This is a genomic window from Streptomyces sp. NPDC014764 (genome assembly GCF_043082785.1).
Classification (GTDB): Bacteria; Actinomycetota; Actinomycetes; order Streptomycetales; family Streptomycetaceae; genus Streptomyces; species Streptomyces althioticus.
On the sequence record NZ_JBIBXY010000015.1, the window covers coordinates 1 to 20,068 of the forward strand.

The 20,068-nt window shown below is 70.2% G+C and carries 18 protein-coding genes and 5 tRNA genes; 14 read left to right on the forward strand and 9 right to left on the reverse strand.

Features of this window, described 5'->3' with window-relative positions:
- Nucleotides 1-693, forward strand: a 693-nt coding sequence (locus tag ACF1AG_RS27070) for an acyl-CoA carboxylase subunit beta (RefSeq protein ID WP_391810536.1), incomplete at its 5' end; no start/stop codon positions are given.
- Nucleotides 694-708: 15 nt separating this feature from the next.
- Complete coding sequence (locus ACF1AG_RS27075) at nt 709-900, forward strand: acyl-CoA carboxylase subunit epsilon (RefSeq protein WP_078895274.1); 192 nt, start codon at nt 709-711, stop codon at nt 898-900.
- Nucleotides 901-1,094: 194 nt separating this feature from the next.
- On the opposite strand, the gene ACF1AG_RS27080 is transcribed toward ACF1AG_RS27075, so the two are convergent.
- From ACF1AG_RS27080 to ACF1AG_RS27115, 8 genes are all read right to left on the reverse strand, one after another.
- Entirely contained in the window at nt 1,095-1,676 is a 582-nt protein-coding gene (locus ACF1AG_RS27080; RefSeq protein ID WP_026243582.1) for an ATP/GTP-binding protein, read from the reverse strand.
- Nucleotides 1,657-2,229 carry a DUF742 domain-containing protein gene (locus ACF1AG_RS27085; protein ID WP_199205006.1) on the reverse strand — a complete coding sequence of 191 codons (573 nt, stop codon included), beginning with the start codon at nt 2,227-2,229 and terminating at the stop codon, nt 1,657-1,659. The genes ACF1AG_RS27080 and ACF1AG_RS27085 overlap by 20 nt, the downstream gene beginning before the upstream one ends.
- 94 nt (nt 2,230-2,323) lie before the next feature.
- Nucleotides 2,324-2,737, reverse strand: a complete 414-nt coding sequence (locus ACF1AG_RS27090) for a roadblock/LC7 domain-containing protein (RefSeq protein ID WP_004983065.1) — start codon at nt 2,735-2,737, stop codon at nt 2,324-2,326.
- A gap of 10 nt (nt 2,738-2,747) precedes the next feature.
- Complete coding sequence (locus tag ACF1AG_RS27095) at nt 2,748-6,032, reverse strand: nitrate- and nitrite sensing domain-containing protein (RefSeq protein WP_391810537.1); 3,285 nt, start codon at nt 6,030-6,032, stop codon at nt 2,748-2,750.
- Between the two features lie 376 nt (nt 6,033-6,408).
- Entirely contained in the window at nt 6,409-6,999 is a 591-nt protein-coding gene (locus ACF1AG_RS27100; RefSeq protein ID WP_359607454.1) for an ATP/GTP-binding protein, read from the reverse strand.
- The gene (locus tag ACF1AG_RS27105; protein WP_006130593.1) at nt 6,980-7,375 is read right to left on the reverse strand and encodes a DUF742 domain-containing protein; all 396 of its coding nucleotides are present in this window, start codon (nt 7,373-7,375) and stop codon (nt 6,980-6,982) included. Before ACF1AG_RS27105 ends, ACF1AG_RS27100 begins: the two co-directional genes overlap by 20 nt.
- Nucleotides 7,376-7,487: 112 nt before the next feature.
- Nucleotides 7,488-7,901, reverse strand: a complete 414-nt coding sequence (locus tag ACF1AG_RS27110) for a roadblock/LC7 domain-containing protein (RefSeq protein ID WP_004983056.1) — start codon at nt 7,899-7,901, stop codon at nt 7,488-7,490.
- 9 nt (nt 7,902-7,910) lie between these two features.
- A complete protein-coding gene (locus ACF1AG_RS27115) occupies nt 7,911-11,582 on the reverse strand; it encodes a nitrate- and nitrite sensing domain-containing protein (RefSeq protein WP_391810538.1) in 3,672 nt (1,223 codons plus the stop codon).
- 605 nt (nt 11,583-12,187) lie between these two features.
- Here ACF1AG_RS27115 and ACF1AG_RS27120 point away from each other — a divergent pair.
- From ACF1AG_RS27120 to ACF1AG_RS27160, 9 genes are all read left to right on the forward strand, one after another.
- Nucleotides 12,188-12,376: a hypothetical protein gene (locus ACF1AG_RS27120; RefSeq protein WP_048459371.1), complete on the forward strand. Its 189-nt coding sequence runs from the start codon at nt 12,188-12,190 to the stop codon at nt 12,374-12,376.
- A gap of 173 nt (nt 12,377-12,549) precedes the next feature.
- Nucleotides 12,550-13,335 (forward strand): fumarylacetoacetate hydrolase family protein, encoded by a 786-nt coding sequence (locus ACF1AG_RS27125; RefSeq protein WP_359750191.1) that lies wholly within the window; start codon nt 12,550-12,552, stop codon nt 13,333-13,335.
- On the forward strand, nt 13,328-14,812 hold the full coding sequence (gltX, locus tag ACF1AG_RS27130) for a glutamate--tRNA ligase (RefSeq protein ID WP_391810539.1): 1,485 nt from the start codon (nt 13,328-13,330) through the stop codon (nt 14,810-14,812). Before ACF1AG_RS27125 ends, gltX begins: the two co-directional genes overlap by 8 nt.
- Nucleotides 14,813-14,911: 99 nt before the next feature.
- A complete protein-coding gene (locus ACF1AG_RS27135) occupies nt 14,912-15,643 on the forward strand; it encodes an HAD family hydrolase (protein ID WP_387798535.1) in 732 nt (243 codons plus the stop codon).
- Between the two features lie 91 nt (nt 15,644-15,734).
- Nucleotides 15,735-15,806 (forward strand) — tRNA-Gln (locus ACF1AG_RS27140).
- 39 nt (nt 15,807-15,845) lie between these two features.
- Nucleotides 15,846-15,918: transfer RNA gene (locus ACF1AG_RS27145), tRNA-Glu, on the forward strand.
- A gap of 87 nt (nt 15,919-16,005) precedes the next feature.
- Nucleotides 16,006-16,078: transfer RNA gene (locus ACF1AG_RS27150), tRNA-Glu, on the forward strand.
- A gap of 21 nt (nt 16,079-16,099) precedes the next feature.
- A tRNA-Gln gene (locus ACF1AG_RS27155) sits at nt 16,100-16,171 on the forward strand.
- Between the two features lie 27 nt (nt 16,172-16,198).
- Nucleotides 16,199-16,271: transfer RNA gene (locus tag ACF1AG_RS27160), tRNA-Glu, on the forward strand.
- Between the two features lie 332 nt (nt 16,272-16,603).
- Here ACF1AG_RS27160 and ndgR read toward each other — a convergent pair.
- Nucleotides 16,604-17,317 (reverse strand): IclR family transcriptional regulator NdgR, encoded by a 714-nt coding sequence (gene ndgR, locus ACF1AG_RS27165; protein ID WP_004924944.1) that lies wholly within the window; start codon nt 17,315-17,317, stop codon nt 16,604-16,606.
- 193 nt (nt 17,318-17,510) lie between these two features.
- Between ndgR and leuC the strand changes: the two genes are divergently transcribed.
- The 3 genes from leuC to ACF1AG_RS27180 all read left to right on the forward strand — a co-directional run bounded on the left by leuC (nt 17,511) and on the right by ACF1AG_RS27180 (nt 20,048).
- Nucleotides 17,511-18,941: a 3-isopropylmalate dehydratase large subunit gene (leuC, locus tag ACF1AG_RS27170; RefSeq protein WP_359605123.1), complete on the forward strand. Its 1,431-nt coding sequence runs from the start codon at nt 17,511-17,513 to the stop codon at nt 18,939-18,941.
- Nucleotides 18,942-18,947: 6 nt separating this feature from the next.
- Nucleotides 18,948-19,541: a 3-isopropylmalate dehydratase small subunit gene (gene leuD, locus ACF1AG_RS27175; RefSeq protein WP_359605125.1), complete on the forward strand. Its 594-nt coding sequence runs from the start codon at nt 18,948-18,950 to the stop codon at nt 19,539-19,541.
- Nucleotides 19,542-19,817: 276 nt separating this feature from the next.
- Complete coding sequence (locus tag ACF1AG_RS27180) at nt 19,818-20,048, forward strand: hypothetical protein (protein WP_387798529.1); 231 nt, start codon at nt 19,818-19,820, stop codon at nt 20,046-20,048.
- Nucleotides 20,049-20,068 lie beyond the last annotated feature (20 nt).

Below are 20,068 nucleotides of genomic sequence, written 5' to 3' on the forward strand. Positions count from 1 at the left end.
AAGGTCATCGAGGAGATCGTCGACGACGGCGAGTACCTCGAGGTCCACGAGCGCTGGGCGCGGAACATCATCTGCGCGCTGGCGCGGATGGACGGGCAGGTCGTCGGCATCGTCGCCAACCAGCCGCAGGCGCTGGCGGGCGTGCTGGACATCGAGGCCTCCGAGAAAGCCGCCCGCTTCGTCCAGATGTGTGATGCCTTCAACATCCCGATCGTGACCTTCCTGGACGTCCCCGGGTTCCTGCCGGGTGTGGACCAGGAACACGGCGGCATCATCCGCCACGGCGCGAAGCTGCTGTACGCCTACTGCAACGCCACCGTCCCGCGCATCAGCCTGATCCTGCGCAAGGCGTACGGCGGTGCGTACATCGTCATGGACTCGCAGTCCATCGGCGCCGACCTGACCTATGCGTGGCCGACGAACGAGATCGCGGTGATGGGCGCGGAGGGCGCCGCCAACGTGATCTTCCGCCGGCAGATCGCCGAGGCCGAGGACCCCGAGGCCATGCGCAAGCGCATGGTCAAGGAGTACAGGTCCGAGCTGATGCACCCGTACTACGCCGCCGAGCGCGGTCTGGTCGACGACGTGATCGACCCGGCCGAGACCCGCGAGGTGCTGATCCGTTCGCTGGCGATGCTGCAGACCAAGCACGCCGACCTGCCGTCGCGCAAGCACGGCAACCCGCCCCAGTAACTGGGAGAACTGACGATGACGACACCTGACATCCGTGTGGAGAAGGGGCATGCCGAGCCGGAGGAGGTCGCGGCGATCGCGGCGATCCTGATGGCTCGTGCGGCCAACGCGCCGACGGCTGCGCCCGCCCACCGGGGCCGTCCCCGGGCCGGCTGGCGCCGCCTGGAACGCGAACCAGGCTTCCGAGCCCCCCACAGCTGGCGCTGACCCGAAGGGCCCCACCTCCACTCGGAGGCGGGGCCCTTCTGCGACACCCTGAAGGGGCGCCGGGGAACTGCGCGACCAGCCACGAACGAGCCGCACCCGGCATCCGGACAGGACCCGGCACCCCCGTGGCCGTGGCGAATGAAACAGCCCCCGTGCCAGGAACGCACCGGGGGCTGCTCTCGCGTGGAAGGCGCCTAGCGGAGCCGCGCCATCAGCGCATGCTCCACCAGCGTGATGAGCGTCGACTTCGCGTCCGCCCGATGCCGCGCATCCGTCGTGATGATCGGCGTGTCCGGCCCGATCTGCAGCGCCTCCCGGACCTCGTCCGGGTTGTACGGCTGCTGTCCGTCGAAGCCGTTGAGGGCGATGACGAAGGGCAGGCCGCTGTTCTCGAAGTAGTCGACCGCGGGGAAGCAGTCGGCGAGGCGGCGGGTGTCGACGAGCACGACCGCGCCGATGGCGCCGCGCACCAGGTCGTCCCACATGAACCAGAAGCGGTCCTGGCCGGGTGTGCCGAACAGGTACAGGATCAGGTCCTGGTCCAGGGTGATACGGCCGAAGTCCATGGCCACCGTGGTGGTGGTCTTGTCCCCGGTGTGGGTGAGGTCGTCGATGCCTGCCGAAGCAGACGTCATGACGGCCTCCGTGCGCAGCGGGTTGATCTCCGAAACGGCCCCGACGAACGTGGTCTTGCCCACGCCGAAGCCACCCGCCACCACGATCTTCGCCGAGGTGGTGGAGCGGGAAGGACCGCCGCTAGAGCTTGCGAAGTCCACTGAGCACCCTTTCGAGCAGTGTCACGTCTGGCTGGCCGCCGGCGTTCTCGTCGCCGCCGGGCTGATGAATGGCGACCAGTCCCGCCTCCGCCAAGTCGGCGACGAGGATCCTGGCCACGCCGAGAGGGATGGTCAGCAGGGCCGAGATCTCGGCCACCGACTTGATTTCCCGGCAGAGGTTGCAGATCCGCTGATGCTCGGGCAGCTGGCCCTGCATCTGGTGCGGCTGCGCGGTGGTGTGCACCAGTGCCTCGATGGCGAGCTGGTACCGCGGCCTGGTGCGGCCGCCCGTCATCGCGTACGGGCGCACCAGGGGATTGTTCGACGCCCCGGCGGGCGCCGCTTCGGGTGTCCGGCGCTGCGGCTGCACGGGCTGGATGCGTGGGCTGTGCGGCTGGTCGTACGGCGAGGGGCCGGGGCCCTGAGGCGCGTACGGCTGACCGTGCTGCGGCGTGGAGGGGTAGCCGTAGCGGTTCTGGGAACCGTCGTTCTGGCCCTGGGCAGGGCCGTACGACCAGTTGCCGGCCGATGAACCGTCTGGGGGTGTTGCCACTTTCTCCTCCTCCGACTGTGCCTGGCGCCCATCTCTGTGGAGCCGCGTCCCGAAACCTTACGGCCACGGGACGCCATATCGCACCGTCCGCTTGTCAGTTGAGAAGGCTCCCCTGGAGCTCCGCTCGAAGGTCCGGCGTGAGGACCGTACCCGCTCGATCGACCAGAAGGGCCATCTCGTAACCAATGAGACCGATGTCCGCCTCAGGATGTGCGAGAACCGCAAGCGACGAACCGTCGGAAATGGACATGATGAAGAGGAATCCCCGCTCCATCTCCACAACCGTCTGGTTCACGCTGCCGCCCTCGAAGATCCGAGAGGCGCCGGCTGTGAGTGAGGTCAGACCGGAGGCGACGGCCGCGAGCTGGTCGGCGCGGTCGCGGGGGAAGCCTTCGGACATCGCCAGAAGGAGTCCGTCGGCGGAGACCACCACCGTGTGGGACACCCCCGGGGTGTTGTCCACGAAGTTGGTGATCAACCAGTTCAGGTTCTGTGCCGCCTGGCTCATCGGGCTCACACTAACGCTCCTGGTTGTAGGTGCTGTCAGGACCGAAGCCCTGGCCGTTCGTTTCACTGCCTGCGGTGCGGCCTCGTTGGACGCCGCGCCGCAGGTTGCTCAGCCTGCCCCGGACGTCCTCCGGGGCTCGGGAGACCTGTGGGCCCCCCTGGGGGGTCGTTTCGGCGGCTCCCTGGACCAGGTTGGCCTTCGGGACCCTCCGAGGCAGACCGGAGGAGGTCACTCCGCCCGCCTTGGGCTTCCGGAGCGCCGACGCCTGCTCCCAGCGCTCGTCGTTCGCCGAGCGCCAGTTGCTGTCGCCGTCGCTCTCCGAAGTGGTGGCCGGCGGCTCCTGGTCGCGGCGCCCCGTGCCGCCCGCGCCGTTCGCGGAGGACCCGCGGCGCGGAAGGCCGGCATCGGTCAGCGCGTGGGCGTCGGAAGGAGCCGGTCCCGGACGGTCGAAGCCTACGCTGTCCGACTCGCGCGCGTCAGCGGCCTGCGAGGATTCCCCCTCCGGGGCCTGAGCAGGGTACTGGGCCTGGTAGCCGTTGCGGTAGCCGTCGTGCTGCGGCCAGTCGTCCTCCTGGCGCCGCTCGCCGAAGCCCGGGAACGAGCCCGTGGTGCCCGCGGGGGCCTGGCCGCCCTGACCCGGCTCGGCGTAGGAGCCGTTCCGGTAGCCGCCGTTCTGCTGGAAGGCGTCGCTCTGCTGGAAGGCGTCGTTCTGCGGCAGGTCGCCGTTCGGCGTGTAGTAGCCCTCGGCGTACGACTGTTGCTGGTCGTCGTAGCCGCCCTGACGGCCTTCGTCGTACGCCTGCTGGTCGTACCCGCCGCCCTGCTGCTGGTCCTGGTAGCCGTTGTCGAAGCCCTGGGGGTCGTAGCCCTGACCGTCGCCGAAGCCCTGCTGCTGCCCGGCGAACTCGTCGCGGTAGCCGCCCTGCTCGCCGCCGTCCTGGGCGTTCCCGGCGCTGAGCTCGCCCGGCTGCGACTGGGACTCCAGGGCCGCCCGCCGCTCCTCGCGCATCAGGGACCGGCCGACCGGGTCCAGCTCGCGGATGTCGTCGGGGACGTCCGAGTAGCGGCTGTCGTCGAAGCCCAGTTCCTCGGCGGTGCGCATCGGCTGGCCGAAGTTCTCACCCTGGAAGTTCTGCTCCGGGATGATCTGCGAGACCGTGAACTCGTTCTGGACGGGGGCCGCCTCGCCGCCACCGCCGTGGGTGATGGCGTCCGGCAGCATGACCAGCGAGGTGGTTCCGGCCTGCTCGCCCGAGGGGCGGAGCTGGACGCGGATGCCGTGCCGGTCGGACAGCCGGCCGACCACGAACAGACCCATGCGCTGCGAGATCGCGGCGTCCACGGTCGGCGGGTTGGCCAGCTTGTGGTTGATGTCCGCGAAGTCCTCGGCGGTGAGGCCGATGCCCTTGTCGTGGATCTCGATCATGATGCGGCCGTCGGGCAGACGGGTCGCGGTGACGCGCACCTTCGTCTGCGGCGAGGAGAACGTGGTCGCGTTCTCCAGCAGCTCGGCGAGCAGGTGCACGAGGTCGGTGACCGCGCGGCCGTGGATCTCGGCGTCCGGCACCCCGGACAGCTCGATGCGCTCGTACTGCTCCACCTCGGAGGAGGCGGCGCGCAGCACGTCGACCAGCGGGACCGGCTGGTCCCAGCGGCGGCCGGGCTCCTCGCCGGCGAGGACCAGGAGGTTCTCGCCGTTGCGGCGCATACGGGTCGCGAGGTGGTCCAGCTTGAAGAGGTTCTCCAGCTGGTCCGGGTCGGCCTCGTTGTTCTCCAGGTCGGTGATCAGGGTCAGCTGGCCCTCGATCAGCGACTGGTTGCGGCGCGACAGGTTGGTGAAGATCGCGTTGATGTTGCCCCGCAGCAGGGCCTGCTCGGCGGCGAGCCGCACGGCCTCGCGGTGGACCTGGTCGAAGGCGCGGGCGACCTCGCCGATCTCGTCCGTGGAGTTGATCGGAATGGGCGCGACCTTGGTGTCCACCCGGCCCGGGTCGGTCCGGGAGAGCTGGTCGACCAGCATCGGCAGGCGCTGCTCGGCGATGCCGAAGGCGGCGTTGCGCAGCTGGCGCATCGACTGGCTCATCTGGCGGGCGACCATGCCGGCCAGGATGAACGCGGCGAGCAGCGCGAGGACGACCGCGGCGCCGGTGATGAAGGCGTCCCGCTGGGCGTCGGAGGCGATCTGCGACGCCTCGTTCACGGCGCTGTCGGCGAGGTCGGACTCGATCTCGCGGTAGCCGTCGAACTTGAGGGTGTTCATCGCCCACCAGTTCTCGGGCGTGATGCCCTTGGCGGCGAGGTCCTCGCGGGCGGACGCGTCCGTGGTGGACAGGCGGCCCAGCTCGGAGATCATCGTCTCCGGCTTGGCCGGCGGCGGGACGTAGTCCGGGTCGTTCTGCGCCGCGGTCTTCGCCATGGCCGCGCCCTCGGCCTGGATGCGCGCGGCGACCTCTTCCAGCTTGGCGTTGTCCGCCTCGGTGCCGCCGCCCTTGTACTCGTCGAGAGCGATGTTCTCGAGGTAGGCGTACGACAGGAAGGCCACGCGCTGGCTGGCGAGCTGGCTGTCGGTCGGGCCCGGCTTCACCAGCAGGTGCATGCCGATGGAACGCTCCAGCGACAGGGCGGCCTTGGTCAGCGAGATCGCGTAGACCGTACGTCCGTAGCTGGTGATGTTGCCGGTGCCGAGGCCGAGCTCGTTGGCGATCTCCATCAGGGGGTGGGCGACGGCGACGTAGCCCTCCTCCGTCTCGACGCCCTTGAGCTTGGAGGTGTAGGCGGCGGCGCGCAGCGCGGACAGCTTGGGCTCGGCCTCGCGGACGAGCTGGAGGCGGCGCTGCAGACCGGGCTTGTCGGGCACGCTCTGCGCCGCCTCGTCGAAGGCGTCGGCTGCCTTGTCGGTCGCCTCGCGCGCCTTGGAGACGTCCGGGTCGTCCTCGCCCTTGCCGCTCAGCAGCGGCACGGCGCTGACGTCGCGCTCGTTGTAGAGGGCGTTGGCGTACGTGAGAGAGGCCCGCACCAGGCGGGCGGTGTTCTCGGCGTCCTGCGCCTCGGTCCAGGTGTCGATCGAGCTCTTCACCTGGAAGCCGCCCATGACGAGGCCGACCAGCACGGGTATGAGCAGGATCGCGTTGAGTCTGGTGGCCACGCGCCAGTTCCGCGGGGACATGCGTCCTCCGCTCTTTGCGGGCGCGGCCTTCGACTCCGGACCGGGCACGGGGGCGGGCGCCGCTGTGCGCGGCGGCGGCGTGAAGTTGCCCCGGGCCGACGGCTCGGGACTGTTCTTGCTTCGCCTCACTCGACCAACAACCTCTCGGCGGTCGGCACCTTCGTCGTGCCGCAGTGTCTCAGAGCCCGGCATGCCATCGACTACTGAGTACGTCTTTGACCCATGGGCAGTTCAGGCATTCCAGCATGCCGACCAGCGCTCTTCCAAACATGGAAAGGCAGGGGTCCCGAGTGATGTAAGCCCCAGATAAAACGGTCATAAAGAGCGAGGGACGCCAAATGGCGAGGTCTCCGTGCGCGCAGTGGTACGGCGCGACCGCGTCGCGTGTCGGCCTCACCCGATTCCTCTGCCGAAACGTTATGAACACCGGGGCCGGCCGTGTCAAAGGACACAGCCAGCCCCGATACGTCTACGACAACTGCAGTATGCCGCTTTTGACTTGCCGCTACCGGAGTCGTGCCATGAGGGCGTGCTCGACCAGGGTGATCAGCGCGCTCTTGGCGTCCGCGCGGTGACGGGCGTCCGTGGTGATGATCGGGGCGTCGGGTCCGATCTGCAGCGCCTCGCGCACTTCCTCCGGGTTGTACGGCTGCTGTCCGTCGAAGCCGTTGAGGGCGATGACGAAGGGCAGGCCGCTGTTCTCGAAGTAGTCGACCGCGGGGAAGCAGTCGGCGAGGCGGCGGGTGTCGACGAGCACGACCGCGCCGATGGCGCCGCGCACCAGGTCGTCCCACATGAACCAGAAGCGGTCCTGGCCGGGTGTGCCGAACAGGTACAGGATCAGGTCCTGGTCCAGGGTGATACGGCCGAAGTCCATGGCCACCGTGGTGGTGGTCTTGCCTCCGGTGTGGGTGAGGTCGTCGATGCCTGCCGAAGCAGACGTCATGACGGCCTCCGTGCGCAGCGGGTTGATCTCCGAAACGGCCCCGACGAACGTGGTCTTGCCCACGCCGAAGCCACCCGCCACCACGATCTTCGCCGAGGTGGTCGCACGGCTCTCGGAGACCGTCCCGCCGCTAGAGCTTGCGAAGTCCACTGAGCACCCTTTCGAGCAGTGTCACGTCCGGGGCGCCTGTCGCCTCGTCGCCGCCCGGCTGGTGCACGGCGACGAGTCCCGCCTCCGCCAGGTCTGCCACCAGGATCCGGGCGACGCCCAGCGGCATGTTGAGCAGTGCCGAGACCTCGGCGACCGACTTGACCTCTCGGCACAGGTGGCAGATGCGCTGGTGCTCGGGGAGGAGCCCCATGAGCGCTGCCGGGTCGGCCGTCGTACTGATGAGTGCCTCGATGGCCAGCTGGTAGCGCGGCCTGGTCCGGCCGCCGGTCATCGCGTACGGACGAACCAGCGGCTGGTCGCCCTCGTCCTCGTACGGCTCCGCGTACGGATCATGAGAGGCGGTGGGCGGGGTCATGAATCCTCCGGGCGAGACAGCAAGCAGGTCAGTCAAGCTGTTTGATGGGGCCGGTGGGGGGAATTGTGGCGGCCGGACGGTGATTTGGTGAGACGGGTGGTGCCGGGGCCGTTCAGTGGAGCAGACTTCCCTGTAGCTCGGCGCGCAGGTCCGGGGTGAGTACCGCCCCCGCGCGGTCGACCAGGAGCGCCATTTCGTAGCCGACGAGGCCGATGTCGCACTCGGGGTGCGCGAGCACGGCGAGGGACGAGCCGTCGGAGACGGACATGAGGAAGAGGAACCCCCGCTCCATCTCCACGACCGTCTGAGCGACGTTGCCGCCCTCGAAGATCCGGGAGGCGCCGGCCGTCAGGGAGGTCAGCCCCGAGGCGACGGCCGCGAGCTGATCCGCGCGGTCGCGCGGGAAGCCCTCGGAGAGCGCCAGGAGGAGACCGTCGGCGGACACGACGACGGTGTGGGACACCCCTGGGGTGTTGTCCACGAAGTTGGTGATCAACCAGTTGAGGTTCTGTGCCGCCTGGCTCATCGGGCTCAACTAACGCTCCTGCTGGTGAGTGGGGTGCGGGAAGCTGCCGGTCTGTCCGGACCCGGCCTGACGACCCTGTGCGATACCCCGACGGAGATTGGTCAGCCGGCCGCGCACGTCATCCGGCGCGCGCGAGACCTGAGGACCGCTCTGGTGGTTCTGCTGCTGAGCCGTGCCCGGGACGAGGTTCGCCTTGGGCACCCGGCGCGGCAGGCCGGAGGTGGTGACGCCGCCCGCGGCCGGCTTGCGGACGCGTTCGGCCTGCTTGACGAGCTCGTCGTTGGGCGAGCTGCGCCAGGCGGCGTTGGACCGCTGCGAGCCGGTCGGGCTCTGCGGCTGGGGGAACTGCTGCTGCGGCTGCTGCTGGGGTTGCTGCGGGGCGGCCGGCGCGGAGCCGTTGCCCTGCTCCTGCGCACCGCCCTGACCGCCGCGGAACCAGTTGGTCTCCAGCGTGTCGTACAGCGGTGTACGGCCGTCGCCCGGGCCGGAGGCCGGGGGCAGCGCCCACTGGTCGGACGGCTGGCGCTGCTCCTGCTGCTGAGGGGGCTGGTGACGCGGGGGGACGGGGCCGGCGCCGTGCGTGCCGTTCGTTCGCGGTCGCTCGAACTGGCCCGTGTCGGACGGGTCGGTGCCCGGGCGGCCGGGCAGCGCGTACTGGCCGGTCGAGCCGTGGTCCTGGCCCTGGACCGGGTACTGGCCGGCGCCGTTGGCGTAGCCCTGCGGGGCGGGGAACTGGCCCGTGGAGGCCGGGTCCTGCGCGCCGGGGCGGCCGCCCTGCGGGGCGCCGAAGATGTCACCGCGGACGAACTGGCCCGTGTTCGGGGCGTTGTCGGCACCGTTGGCGTCGGGACGGCCGTACTGGCCGGTGTCCTGGCCGGGCGCCTGCTGCCGCTCGTCGAACCGGGGGATCTCCGCGGTGGCGCCGGGACCCTGACGGTCGTCGAAACGCGGCATCGCGGCGGTGCGGGAGACGTCCGGCTCGTCGTGGCCGCGCGGGGCGTCCATCGAGGGGCGCGGCGCCGGGGGCCGGGCGTTGTCGTCGCTCCAGCTCGGCGTGCGCTGCTGCTCGCTGCCCGGCAGTTCCGGACGGGCGCCGCTGCGCGGCGGGAGCTGGAGACGGCGGCCGCGCTCGGGGGCGTTGCCCCGCTGCGGCGGGACCTGGCCCTGGTTCCCGAACGGAGACGCGGCCTGCGGGGCGTTCGGGCCCTGCTGCTGCCCGAAGCCGGCGCCCGCCGGAGCGGGACGGCCCTGCTGGGAAGCGGAGGGAGCGCCCTGGTCGAAGAGCGAAGGAGTCTGGTTGCCCGCCGGGGGACCCTGCGGTCCCCGGCCGCCGGGACGGCCCGAGCCGTCCCGCCCGGGCAGCGCGGCCCGCGGGCCCTGGCCGGCCCCGAGACGCCCGCCGGGCGCTCCCGCGCCGAGCGGACCGCCGCCGGACTGGCCGGCCCCGGCGGAGCGCCGCGCGGCGGCGGCACCGGCGGCGGCCTGCGCGGCGGCCGGACCGCCCGCGCCACCCGGCTGACCGGGCGCCTGAGGCTTCTTGCCGCCCTGGGCGACGTCGACGGGCAGCATGACCAGCGCGGTCGTACCGCCGGAGTCGGACGGGCGGAGCTGGATGCGGATGCCGTGGCGCTGCGACAGACGGCCGACCACGAACAGACCCATGCGGCGGGAGACGGAGACGTCCACGGTGGGCGGCGAGGCGAGCCGCTCGTTGATCGCCGCGAGGTCCTCGGGGGACAGGCCGATACCGGTGTCGTGGATCTCGATCAGCACCCGGCCGTCGGGCAGGGCGTGACCGGTCACCTTGACCTTGGTCTGCGGGGAGGAGAACGAGGTCGCGTTCTCCAGCAGCTCGGCGAGCAGGTGCACGAGGTCGTTGACCACGCGGCCGGCCACTTCGGTGGACGGCACGGCGGCCAGCTCGATGCGCTCGTACTGCTCCACCTCGGACGCGGCGGCGCGGAGCACGTCGACCAGCGGGACCGGGCGGGTCCACCGGCGGCCGGGCTCCTCACCCGCGAGGACGAGGAGGTTCTCACCGTTACGGCGCATGCGGGTCGCGAGGTGGTCCAGCTTGAACAGCGACGACAGCTGGTCCGGGTCGGCCTCGCGGGACTCGAGCTCGGAGATCAGCGACAGCTGGCGCTGGATCAGACCCTGGGAGCGGCGCGAGAGGTTGGTGAACATCGCGTTGACGTTGCCCCGCAGGAGGGCCTGCTCGGCGGCGAGGCGGACCGCCTCGCGGTGCACGTCGTCGAACGCCGCGGCCACACGGCCGATCTCGTCCCGGGAGTGCACACCGACCGACTCGACGGTGGTGTCGACGTCCTGCGGGTCCGTCTCGGAGAGCTGCTTGACCAGGTCGGGCAGGCGCTCCTGGGCGACCTTGGTCGCGGTCTCCTCCAGGCGGCGCAGCGACCGGATCATGGACCGGGCCACGACGAAGGCGCCGACGAGGGACACACCGAGCACGAGGAGGATCAGCGCACCGGAGATGATCGCGTCGCGCTCGGTGGCGCTGCGCAGCTCACGGGCCTTCTGTTCCATCTCCTCGAGCAGCGAAAGCTCGATGTTCTTCATCTGCTGGATCTTGGTGGAGCTGTCGTCCAGCCAGTCACGGTAGGAGCGCGCGCCCACCGACTGCAGACCGAACTCCGAGGCCAGCGCGCGGCCGGCGTACTCGTCGGTCGCCTTGATCGTGGTGTTGCCCTCTTCGATGGGCAGCAGCAGATCGGCGGCGGAGTCCTCGCCGTAGATGCTCTTGAAGGCGCGCAGCTCGGACTTCTGGCTCTCCAGCGCGGACTGCGCGTAGAGCCGGTCGTTCTCGTTGAGCTTGCCCTTGGTGGTGTTGCTGGCGGGCAGGGCCGCGGCCAGGACGGCGCGCTGGACCGACGCGTACTCCTTGGCGGAGGAGAAGGACGACAGGGCACGCGTGCGCTGGATCATGTCCGGGTTGCTGGTCGCCTCCGCCATGTCCTGCGAGAGGTCGATCAGGTTCTCGATCAGGCGGTGGTAGCCCTCGACGGTCTGCGTGGAGTTGTTCTCCTGCTGGAACGCCGTGTTGCGGATCTTGGCGAGCTCGCTCAGGTCGCCGGCCAGCTGGACGAGGTTGTCGCGGACGCCCTTGAGGTTGCCGTCCTTGCTCGCCGAGTCGATCTCCTCGGAGCTGTCGAGGAAGTTCGACATCGCGCGGTCGGTCTTCTCGCGGTAGCCCTTGACCGAGAAGTCCGTGCCCTTGCCGCCGTGCGCGAGCGGACCGGCCGACTGGTCGCGCTCCTCCTGGAGCGCGTGCGCCAGCTCGGTGGCCTGCTTGGTCATGTCCGTCAGCAGCTTCATGTTGTCGAGCTGCTGGATGTCGTCCATCGACTGCTGGATACGCAGCGCGCCGAGCGAGGTGGCCGCGACCACCGGCAGCGCCAGCAGCGACACCAGACGGGTCGAGATCCGCCAGTTGCGCAGGGCTATTCGCGAACCCGGGCCGGTCGGACCGGCGGAGGAGGCCGACGGGGTGGCCGGGGGTGCGGACGGCGCGCCGGGGCGCTCGCCGCCGTTGCCGCCGGGCGGGGTCGGCCCCTGGCTCTGGGCGTGCTGGGGCGAGGAGCTGACGGCCTTGGGGCCAGTCCCGCCCTGCGGCTCCGGCTCCGCCGAAGCGCTGCCATCCCTCTTGAAACGTCCCTGCACTAGCGTCGCAACCTCTGAACCAGGCGCCCCTCCGCGTGAACGGTGAGGCACGGTGTCGGCGTCATAGGGGCGCCCTGAATACGCCCCCGTGGTGGTCGTGATGTTCCGGCGCCGGTTCCCCCATCTCGCCGCCACTCGGCGCGTGGTCGCGCCCCCTGTGCGCCGGCTCGATCCCTGCGGCGGTCCGTGAGATTCCAGCACAGTGCCGGATCTCCAACAAGGCCCGTGGGCTTACCCGTGACATACGTGACACCCCGTGGCCGACGGATCACCGGACGTAGAACGGGATCTTGTTCATTCGGGACATACCGGCTCGGACCGGCGAGGGTGGGCCGGTGTCCCAGTCGGCATGATCAGGAGCGGAATGGTTGCTTCAGGGGGTCAATGTCCGATTCCGGGCGTCAGGGCGAGCGTCCGGGATGCCCGGAATGTCAATCGGATCGTGAGTAAACTCACACCGAGATCACCGCTGCCCGCCCCGGACCGCCGGGAATTGAATGTTTAGCCTGACGCTTTACAGGGACGGCAGAACTGACAACCCGCGCCCGTCCGAGGTTCCTCCCGGACCTCCGGGCGCCCGTTCACAGGACAGGGTCAAGTAAACAGTGAAGACGACGACGATGTTCCACAAGATCGCCAACCCGCGGCGCACCACGCTCGCGCACCTCGACGGTGCCGACGATCTGCAGAAGCCGGTCCAGCAGGAGCACTCCGTCGAACTCCCGGCCCAGACAGCCAACCCCAAGCGCACCGTCCTCATGGAGATCCCGGTCACGGCAGGCGCCGCGAACTGACACCGGTCCATACGCGCGGCCGCCGCGAAACGCTCAACGCGCGCCGCGCACCCACGAGGGGCGTCCCACCGGCCGAGGTGGGGCGCCCCTCGTCGGTGCGCCGGGCCGGGACGCCTGCGCGTTAGCCTGGAGCGTCAGACTCCAGCCGCTTCAGTCAAGGGGACCAGCATCCCGTGCGCATCGCCAGATTCTCCATCGACGGGAACGTCGCCTTCGGCGCGGTCGAGGGCGAGAAGCAGGACGAGCTCGTCCTGGACATCATCAAGGGCATCCCGTTCGCGGACTTCGAGCTCTCCGGCACCAAGGTCCCGGTGAGCAAGGTCAGGCTGCTGCCCCCGGTGCTCCCCAACAAGGTGGTGGCCTTCGGGCGCAACTACGCGGACCACGCGAAGGAGATGGGCAACGAGGTGCCCGACGCCCCCTTCGCCTTCTTCAAGCCCGCCACCTCGGTGATCGGCCCCGGTGACGAGATCCAGTACCCCTCCTTCTCCCAGGACGTGCATCACGAGGCCGAGCTCGCCGTGGTCATCGGCCGGCTCTGCCGCGAGGTCCCGCGCGAACGCGTGAAGGACGTGATCTTCGGCTACACCTGCGCCAACGACATCACCGCGCGCGACGTCCAGAAGCGCGAGAAGCAGTGGGCGCGGGCCAAGGGCTTCGACACCTCCTGCCCGCTCGGGCCCTGGGTGGAGACGGACCTCGACATCGCCGCCGCGCACGACCTGACGATCCAGCTCACGGTCAACGGCGGCCAGCGCCAGCTCGGCCGGACCAGCGAGATGATCCACTCCATCGAGGACCTGATCGTCAACATCTCCGAGGCCATGACCCTGCTCCCGGGCGACGTCATCCTCACGGGCACCCCGGCTGGGGTCGGCCCCCTCCACGTCGGCGACGAGGTCGCCGTCACCATCGAAGGCATCGGCACTCTCACCAACAAGGTTGTCAAGCGTGGCTAGCGCATCCGGCTCCTCAGTACGCGTCCGTTTCTGCCCCTCGCCCACCGGTAACCCCCACGTGGGCCTGGTCCGCACCGCCCTGTTCAACTGGGCGTTCGCCAAGCACCACGGCGGCACCCTGGTCTTCCGCATCGAGGACACCGACGCGGCCCGCGACTCCGAGGAGTCCTACAACCAGCTGCTGGACTCCATGCGCTGGCTGGGCTTCGACTGGGACGAGGGCCCCGAGGTCGGCGGCCCGCACGCGCCGTACCGCCAGTCGCAGCGCATGGACATCTACCAGGACGTCGCGCGGAAGCTCCTCGACGGCGGCCACGCCTATCACTGCTACTGCTCCCAGGAGGAGCTGGACACCCGCCGCGAGGCCGCCCGCGCCGCCGGCAAGCCGTCCGGCTACGACGGCCACTGCCGCGAGCTGACCGCCGCGCAGGTCGAGGAGTACAAGGCGCAGGGCCGCGAGCCGATCGTCCGCTTCCGCATGCCCGACGAGCCGGTCACCTTCACCGACCTGGTCCGCGGCGAGATCACCTACCTGCCGGAGAACGTGCCGGACTACGGCATCGTGCGCGCCAACGGCGCCCCGCTGTACACGCTGGTCAACCCGGTCGACGACGCCCTGATGGAGATCACCCACGTCCTGCGCGGCGAGGACCTGCTCTCCTCCACCCCGCGCCAGATCGCCCTGTACAAGGCGCTGATCGAGCTGGGCGTCGCCAAGGAGATCCCCGCCTTCGGCCACCTGCCGTACGTGATGGGCGAGGGCAACAAGAAGCTCTCCAAGCGCGACCCGCAGTCCTCGCTCAACCTCTACCGCGAGCGCGGCTTCCTGCCCGAGGGCCTGCTCAACTACCTGTCGTTGCTCGGCTGGTCGCTCTCCGCCGACCAGGACGTCTTCTCGATCGACGAGATGGTCGCCGCCTTCGACGTCACCGACGTCAACCCCAACCCGGCGCGCTTCGACCTCAAGAAGTGCGAGGCGATCAACGCCGACCAAATCCGCATGCTCGACGTGAAGGACTTCGCCGAGCGCTGCCGTCCCTGGCTCCAGGCCCCCCACGCCCCCTGGACGCCGGAGGCCTTCGACGAGACCAAGTGGCAGGCGATCGCCCCGCACGCGCAGACCCGCCTCAAGGTGCTCTCCGAGATCACCGACAACGTCGACTTCCTGTTCCTGCCGGAGCCGGTCTTCGACGAGGCGTCCTGGAACAAGGCGATGAAGGAGGGCTCCGACGCCCTGCTGCTCACCGCCCGGGACAACCTGGAGGCCGCCGACTGGACCTCCGCCGAGTCGCTGAAGGAGGCCGTCCTGGCCGCCGGCGAGGCCCACGGCCTCAAGCTCGGCAAGGCCCAGGCGCCGGTCCGCGTCGCCGTCACCGGCCGCACCGTCGGCCTGCCGCTCTTCGAGTCCCTCGAGGTGCTGGGCAAGGAGAAGTCTCTGGCCCGCGTCGACGCGGCCCTGGCGAGGCTCGCGGGCTGACCGCGCACCCGCCGCGCAGGGGCGGCTCCCGGAGACGTCCGGGGGTCGCCCCTCGGCGTTCCCCGGTGCCGTCCGGCCCGTCCCGGTACGGTCGGTGCCATGGACATCCGCGCCGTGGTCTGGGACGTCGACGACACGCTGTTCGACTACACCTCCGCCGACCGGGAGGGCATGCGCGCCCACCTCGTCGCCGAAGGGCTGCTCGCGGGACACGGGACTGTCGAGGAGGCGCTGGCGCGCTGGCGGGAGATCACCGACCAGCAGTGGGCGCGCTTCGCCGCCGGCGACGTGGACTTCGAGACCCAGCGCCGCGACCGCACCCGGGTCTTCCTCGGGCGCGAGCTCACCGACGCCGAGGCGGACGACTGGTTCGACCGCTACCTGGTCCACTACGAGTCCGCCTGGAGCCTGTTCCCGGACGTGCTCCCCGTGCTGGACGCCCTCGCCGCCAGCCACCGGCACGCGGTGCTCTCCAACTCCAGCCTGCACGTGCAGGACCGCAAGCTGCGGGTGCTGGGCGTCCACGACCGCTTCGAGGCGATCCTGTGCGCCGCCGAGCTGGGCGTCTCCAAGCCGGAGCCCGGCGCCTTCCTGGCCGCCTGCGACGCCCTGGGCCTGCCCCCGGAGCAGGTCGCCTACGTCGGGGACCACCCGGAGATCGACGGCAGGGGCGCCGCCGAGGCCGGACTGCTCTCGGTGTGGATCGACCGCGCCGACGCCCACGCCACCCTCGAACCGCCGACGGGTCCGCGCCGCATCGCGTCCCTCGCCGAACTGCCGTCCCTGTTGCGCGGCGATACTCGTTTTGGAGCGTCGTCGTCCTTCGGGTAATGTTCTTCCTGCGCCGCGGGGAGCGGGCCGGAAGGCCGGAGCCCCGAAGCGCAGAACTAGAACGAGATCCCCTTCGGGGCTTGCGTTCCAGTGGCCTATGGTGTAATTGGCAGCACGACTGATTCTGGTTCAGTTAGTCTTGGTTCGAGTCCAGGTAGGCCAGCTCGCAGAGCTCATCTGCACCCGCGGATCACATCCGCAAGCCCCCGTTGTGTAGCGGCCTAGCACGCTGCCCTCTCAAGGCAGTAGCGCCGGTTCGAATCCGGTCGGGGGTACAGATCCTTCCCGCGAGGACAGTCAGGGTAGCTCCCGCTGGCCACACGGTGACAAAACCCGGCTATCGCCGGGTGAGGATCGCTAGGGCCCCCGTTGTGTAGCGGCCTAGCACGCCGCCCTCTCAAGGCGGTAGCGCCGGTTCGAATCCGGTCGGGGGTACTGACTGGTCTAAACCATCATTGGTCTATGGTGTAATTGGCAGCACGACTGATTCTGGTTCAGTTAGTCTTGGTTCGAGTCCAGGTAGACCAGCAGGATCTGCGGAAACGCATGATCCACGCCCCCGTTGTGTAGCGGCCTAGCACGCCGCCCTCTCAAGGCGGTAGCGCCGGTTCGAATCCGGTCGGGGGTACACCGGCGAAGGCCCTCCACCTCGGTGGAGGGCCTTCGTGTTGTCCGTCACGCGATGCGGTACCGACCGGCCGACTTCTCCTCCTGAGTCGTACGTCCCCATGAAGTCGAGCTGCCGCACGCCACCTGGTGCATCAGCCGCGCGTACGACGGCGCGCCGAGGACCGGTTCGCGTACCGGCCGGAGCCGCCCGCACGGACGGAAGCGGCGGAAAAGACGGCGCCGTCGGCGGTGGCCGACGGCGCGTGAGGCGGGAGAGGGGGTCCGCCGCGGCGTTGAGGCGGACCCGTTCCCGCGGGGCGGGTGCGGTGGACGTGTACCGGGAGGGAACGCTCAGGAGCGCCGCAGCGCCTCGGAGAGACGGCCGGCGGCGTCGATGACGGCCTGGGCGTGCATCCGGCCCGGGTGACGCGTCAGCCGCTCGATGGGGCCGGACACCGACACGGCGGCCACCACACGGTTCGACGGGCCACGCACCGGCGCCGAGACGGACGCCACGCCCGGCTCGCGCTCGCCGATCGACTGCGCCCAGCCGCGGCGCCGTACGCCGGAGAGGGCCGTGGCCGTGAACCGGGCGCCCTGCAGGCCGCGGTGCAGCCGCTCGGGCTCCTCCCAGGCCATGAGGATCTGCGCCGACGACCCGGCCTTCATGGTGAGCGTGGAGCCCACCGGCACCGTGTCCCGCAGTCCGGACAGGCGCTCCGCCGCGGCCACGCAGATGCGCATGTCGCCCTGGCGGCGGTAGAGCTGGGCGCTCTCGCCCGTCACGTCGCGCAGGTGCGTGAGCACCGGGCCCGCCGTGGCGAGCAGCCGGTCCTCGCCCGCGGCAGCGGCCAGTTCCGCCAGGCGCGGGCCGAGGATGAACCGCCCCTGCATGTCACGCGCCACCATGCGGTGGTGCTCCAGCGCCACCGCGAGACGGTGGGCCGTGGGTCGTGCCAGTCCGGTGGCGCCGACCAACCCCGCGAGGGTGGCCGGGCCGGACTCCAGGGCGCTCAGGACGAGGGCTGCCTTGTCCAGAACGCCGACGCCGCTACTGTTGTCCATGCAACGATACTTGCGTCTCACTCTGTGAAACGCAAGTTCAATTTCTCGTGGAACCCGCCACTCTTGAAGCACGAAGCAACGCGGCCCGTGAACCACCGGGCCTGGCGGCGGACGCCCGGTGTCAGGGGCGCGGGCGCCGTCTCACAGATCTCTAGTTGGGCCGGAGAGCTGCATGCCGGCCGGAGGGAAAGCGATGGGTAGGACACTCGCGGAGAAGGTCTGGGACGACCACGTCGTCCGGCGCGCCGAGGGCGAGCCCGACCTCCTCTTCATCGATCTGCACCTGCTGCACGAGGTGACCAGCCCCCAGGCCTTCGACGGCCTCCGTAAGAACGGCCGCCCGGTGCGCCGTCTCGACCTCACCATCGCGACCGAGGACCACAACACCCCGACCCTCGACATCGACAAGCCCATCGCCGACCCGGTCTCCCGGATCCAGCTGGAGACGCTGCGCAAGAACTGCGCCGAGTTCGGCGTCCGGCTGCACCCGCTGGGCGACGTCGAGCAGGGCGTCGTGCACGTCGTCGGCCCGCAGCTCGGCCTGACCCAGCCCGGCATGACGGTGGTGTGCGGCGACTCCCACACCTCCACCCACGGCGCCTTCGGCGGGCTGGCCTTCGGCATCGGCACCTCCCAGGTCGAGCACGTCCTGGCGACCCAGACGCTGCCGATGACCCGCCCCAGGACCATGGCGATCACGGTCAACGGCGAGCTGCCCGACGGCGTCACCGCCAAGGACCTGATCCTGGCGATCATCGCCAAGATCGGCACGGGCGGCGGCCAGGGCTACGTCCTGGAGTACCGCGGCGAGGCCATCGAGAAGCTCTCGATGGAGGCCCGGATGACCATCTGCAACATGTCGATCGAGGCCGGCGCCCGCGCGGGCATGATCGCCCCCGACGAGACCACCTTCGCCTACCTCGAGGGCCGTCCGCACGCCCCGAAGGGCGAGGACTGGGACGCGGCCGTCGCGTACTGGAAGACGCTGAAGTCCGACGACGACGCCGAGTTCGACGCCGAGGTCGTCATCGAGGCCTCCGAACTGTCGCCGTTCGTCACCTGGGGCACCAACCCGGGCCAGGGCGCACCGCTCTCCGCGTCGGTCCCCGACCCCGCCTCGTACGAAGACGCCTCGGAGCGGCTCGCCGCCGAAAAGGCCCTGGAGTACATGGGGTTGGAGGCCGGGCAGCCGCTGCGCACCATCAAGGTGGACACCGTCTTCGTAGGGTCCTGCACCAACGGCCGCATCGAGGACCTGCGCGCCGCGGCGGACATCGTCAAGGACCGCAAAGTCGCCGACGGCGTACGGATGCTGGTCGTCCCCGGCTCCGCGCGGGTGGGTCTGCAGGCCGTCTCCGAGGGCCTGGACGTGATCTTCAAGGAGGCCGGCGCCGAGTGGCGGCACGCGGGCTGCTCGATGTGCCTGGGCATGAACCCGGACCAGCTCGCCCCCGGTGAGCGCTCCGCCTCCACCTCCAACCGCAACTTCGAGGGCCGGCAGGGCAAGGGCGGCCGGACGCACCTGGTGTCCCCGCAGGTCGCCGCGGCCACCGCGGTCCTCGGCCATCTGGCCTCCCCGGCCGACCTCGCCGCCGCCGACGACCGCACGCCCGCTGGAGTCTGATCAGTCATGGAAGCATTCACCACCCACACCGGCCGGGCCGTCCCGCTGCGCCGCAGCAACGTCGACACCGACCAGATCATCCCGGCCCACTGGCTCAAGAAGGTCACGCGGGACGGGTTCGAGGACGGGCTGTTCGAGGCCTGGCGCAAGGACCCCGAGTTCGTGCTCAACCGGCCCGAGCGCGAGGGCGCCACGGTCCTGGTGGCCGGCCCCGACTTCGGCACCGGCTCCTCCCGTGAGCACGCCGTCTGGGCGCTGCAGAACTACGGCTTCAAGGCCGTGATCTCCTCCCGCTTCGCCGACATCTTCCGAGGCAACTCGCTGAAGAACGGCCTGCTGACGGTCATCCTCGACCAGAAGATCGTCGACGCCCTGTGGGAGCTCACCGAGGCCGACCCCACCGCCGGGATCACCGTGGACCTCGAGGCCCGCGAGGTGCGCGCCGAGGGAGTGAACGCCCCCTTCGAGCTGGACGAGAACTCCCGCTGGCGGCTGCTGAACGGCCTCGACGACATCTCCATCACGCTGCAGAACGAGGCGGACATCGCCGCCTACGAGGCGAAGCGTCCCGCCTTCAAGCCGCGGACCCTCACGGCCTGACCCCCGCGCCGCCGAAGTCCTCGGCAGAGGTCGACTTTCGGCCACCGTGTCACCCCGCCCGTACCCCCGATCGGTCCGATCGGGGGTACGGGCGTCTTCGTACCCGTTCGGCTCCGCGTGCCGTCTTGAGAGCCGCCAACTTGCCACGTTATGAAGGTGGTTGCTGGGGTACACGTGTCACGTGCCCGTGGATCCCGGGAGTGTGCGGACGGCCGTCCGGCGCGGCAGTTGCCCCCTGCGCAGGCGACAACTCGCCCCAGATGGCACAATCTGTGCATGGAACACGACGGCCAACTCCAGCTCTATACGGCGGTCGCGGTCCGGCTCAAGGAAGCGCACTCGAGGGTGCGCGCACTGCAAGTCCCGGAGGGCGTACGTATGGCGCTGACCCGGAAGCTGTTGGTCATTACGGCCGCGGCCAAGCGCGATCTCGCCGGTGCGGCAAGGCGTCTGGAGCGGTTCATGGCGGACCTCGACGAGGGACGGATCCCCGGCGAGGAACGCTGAGCCAGTCGAGACAACCGAGT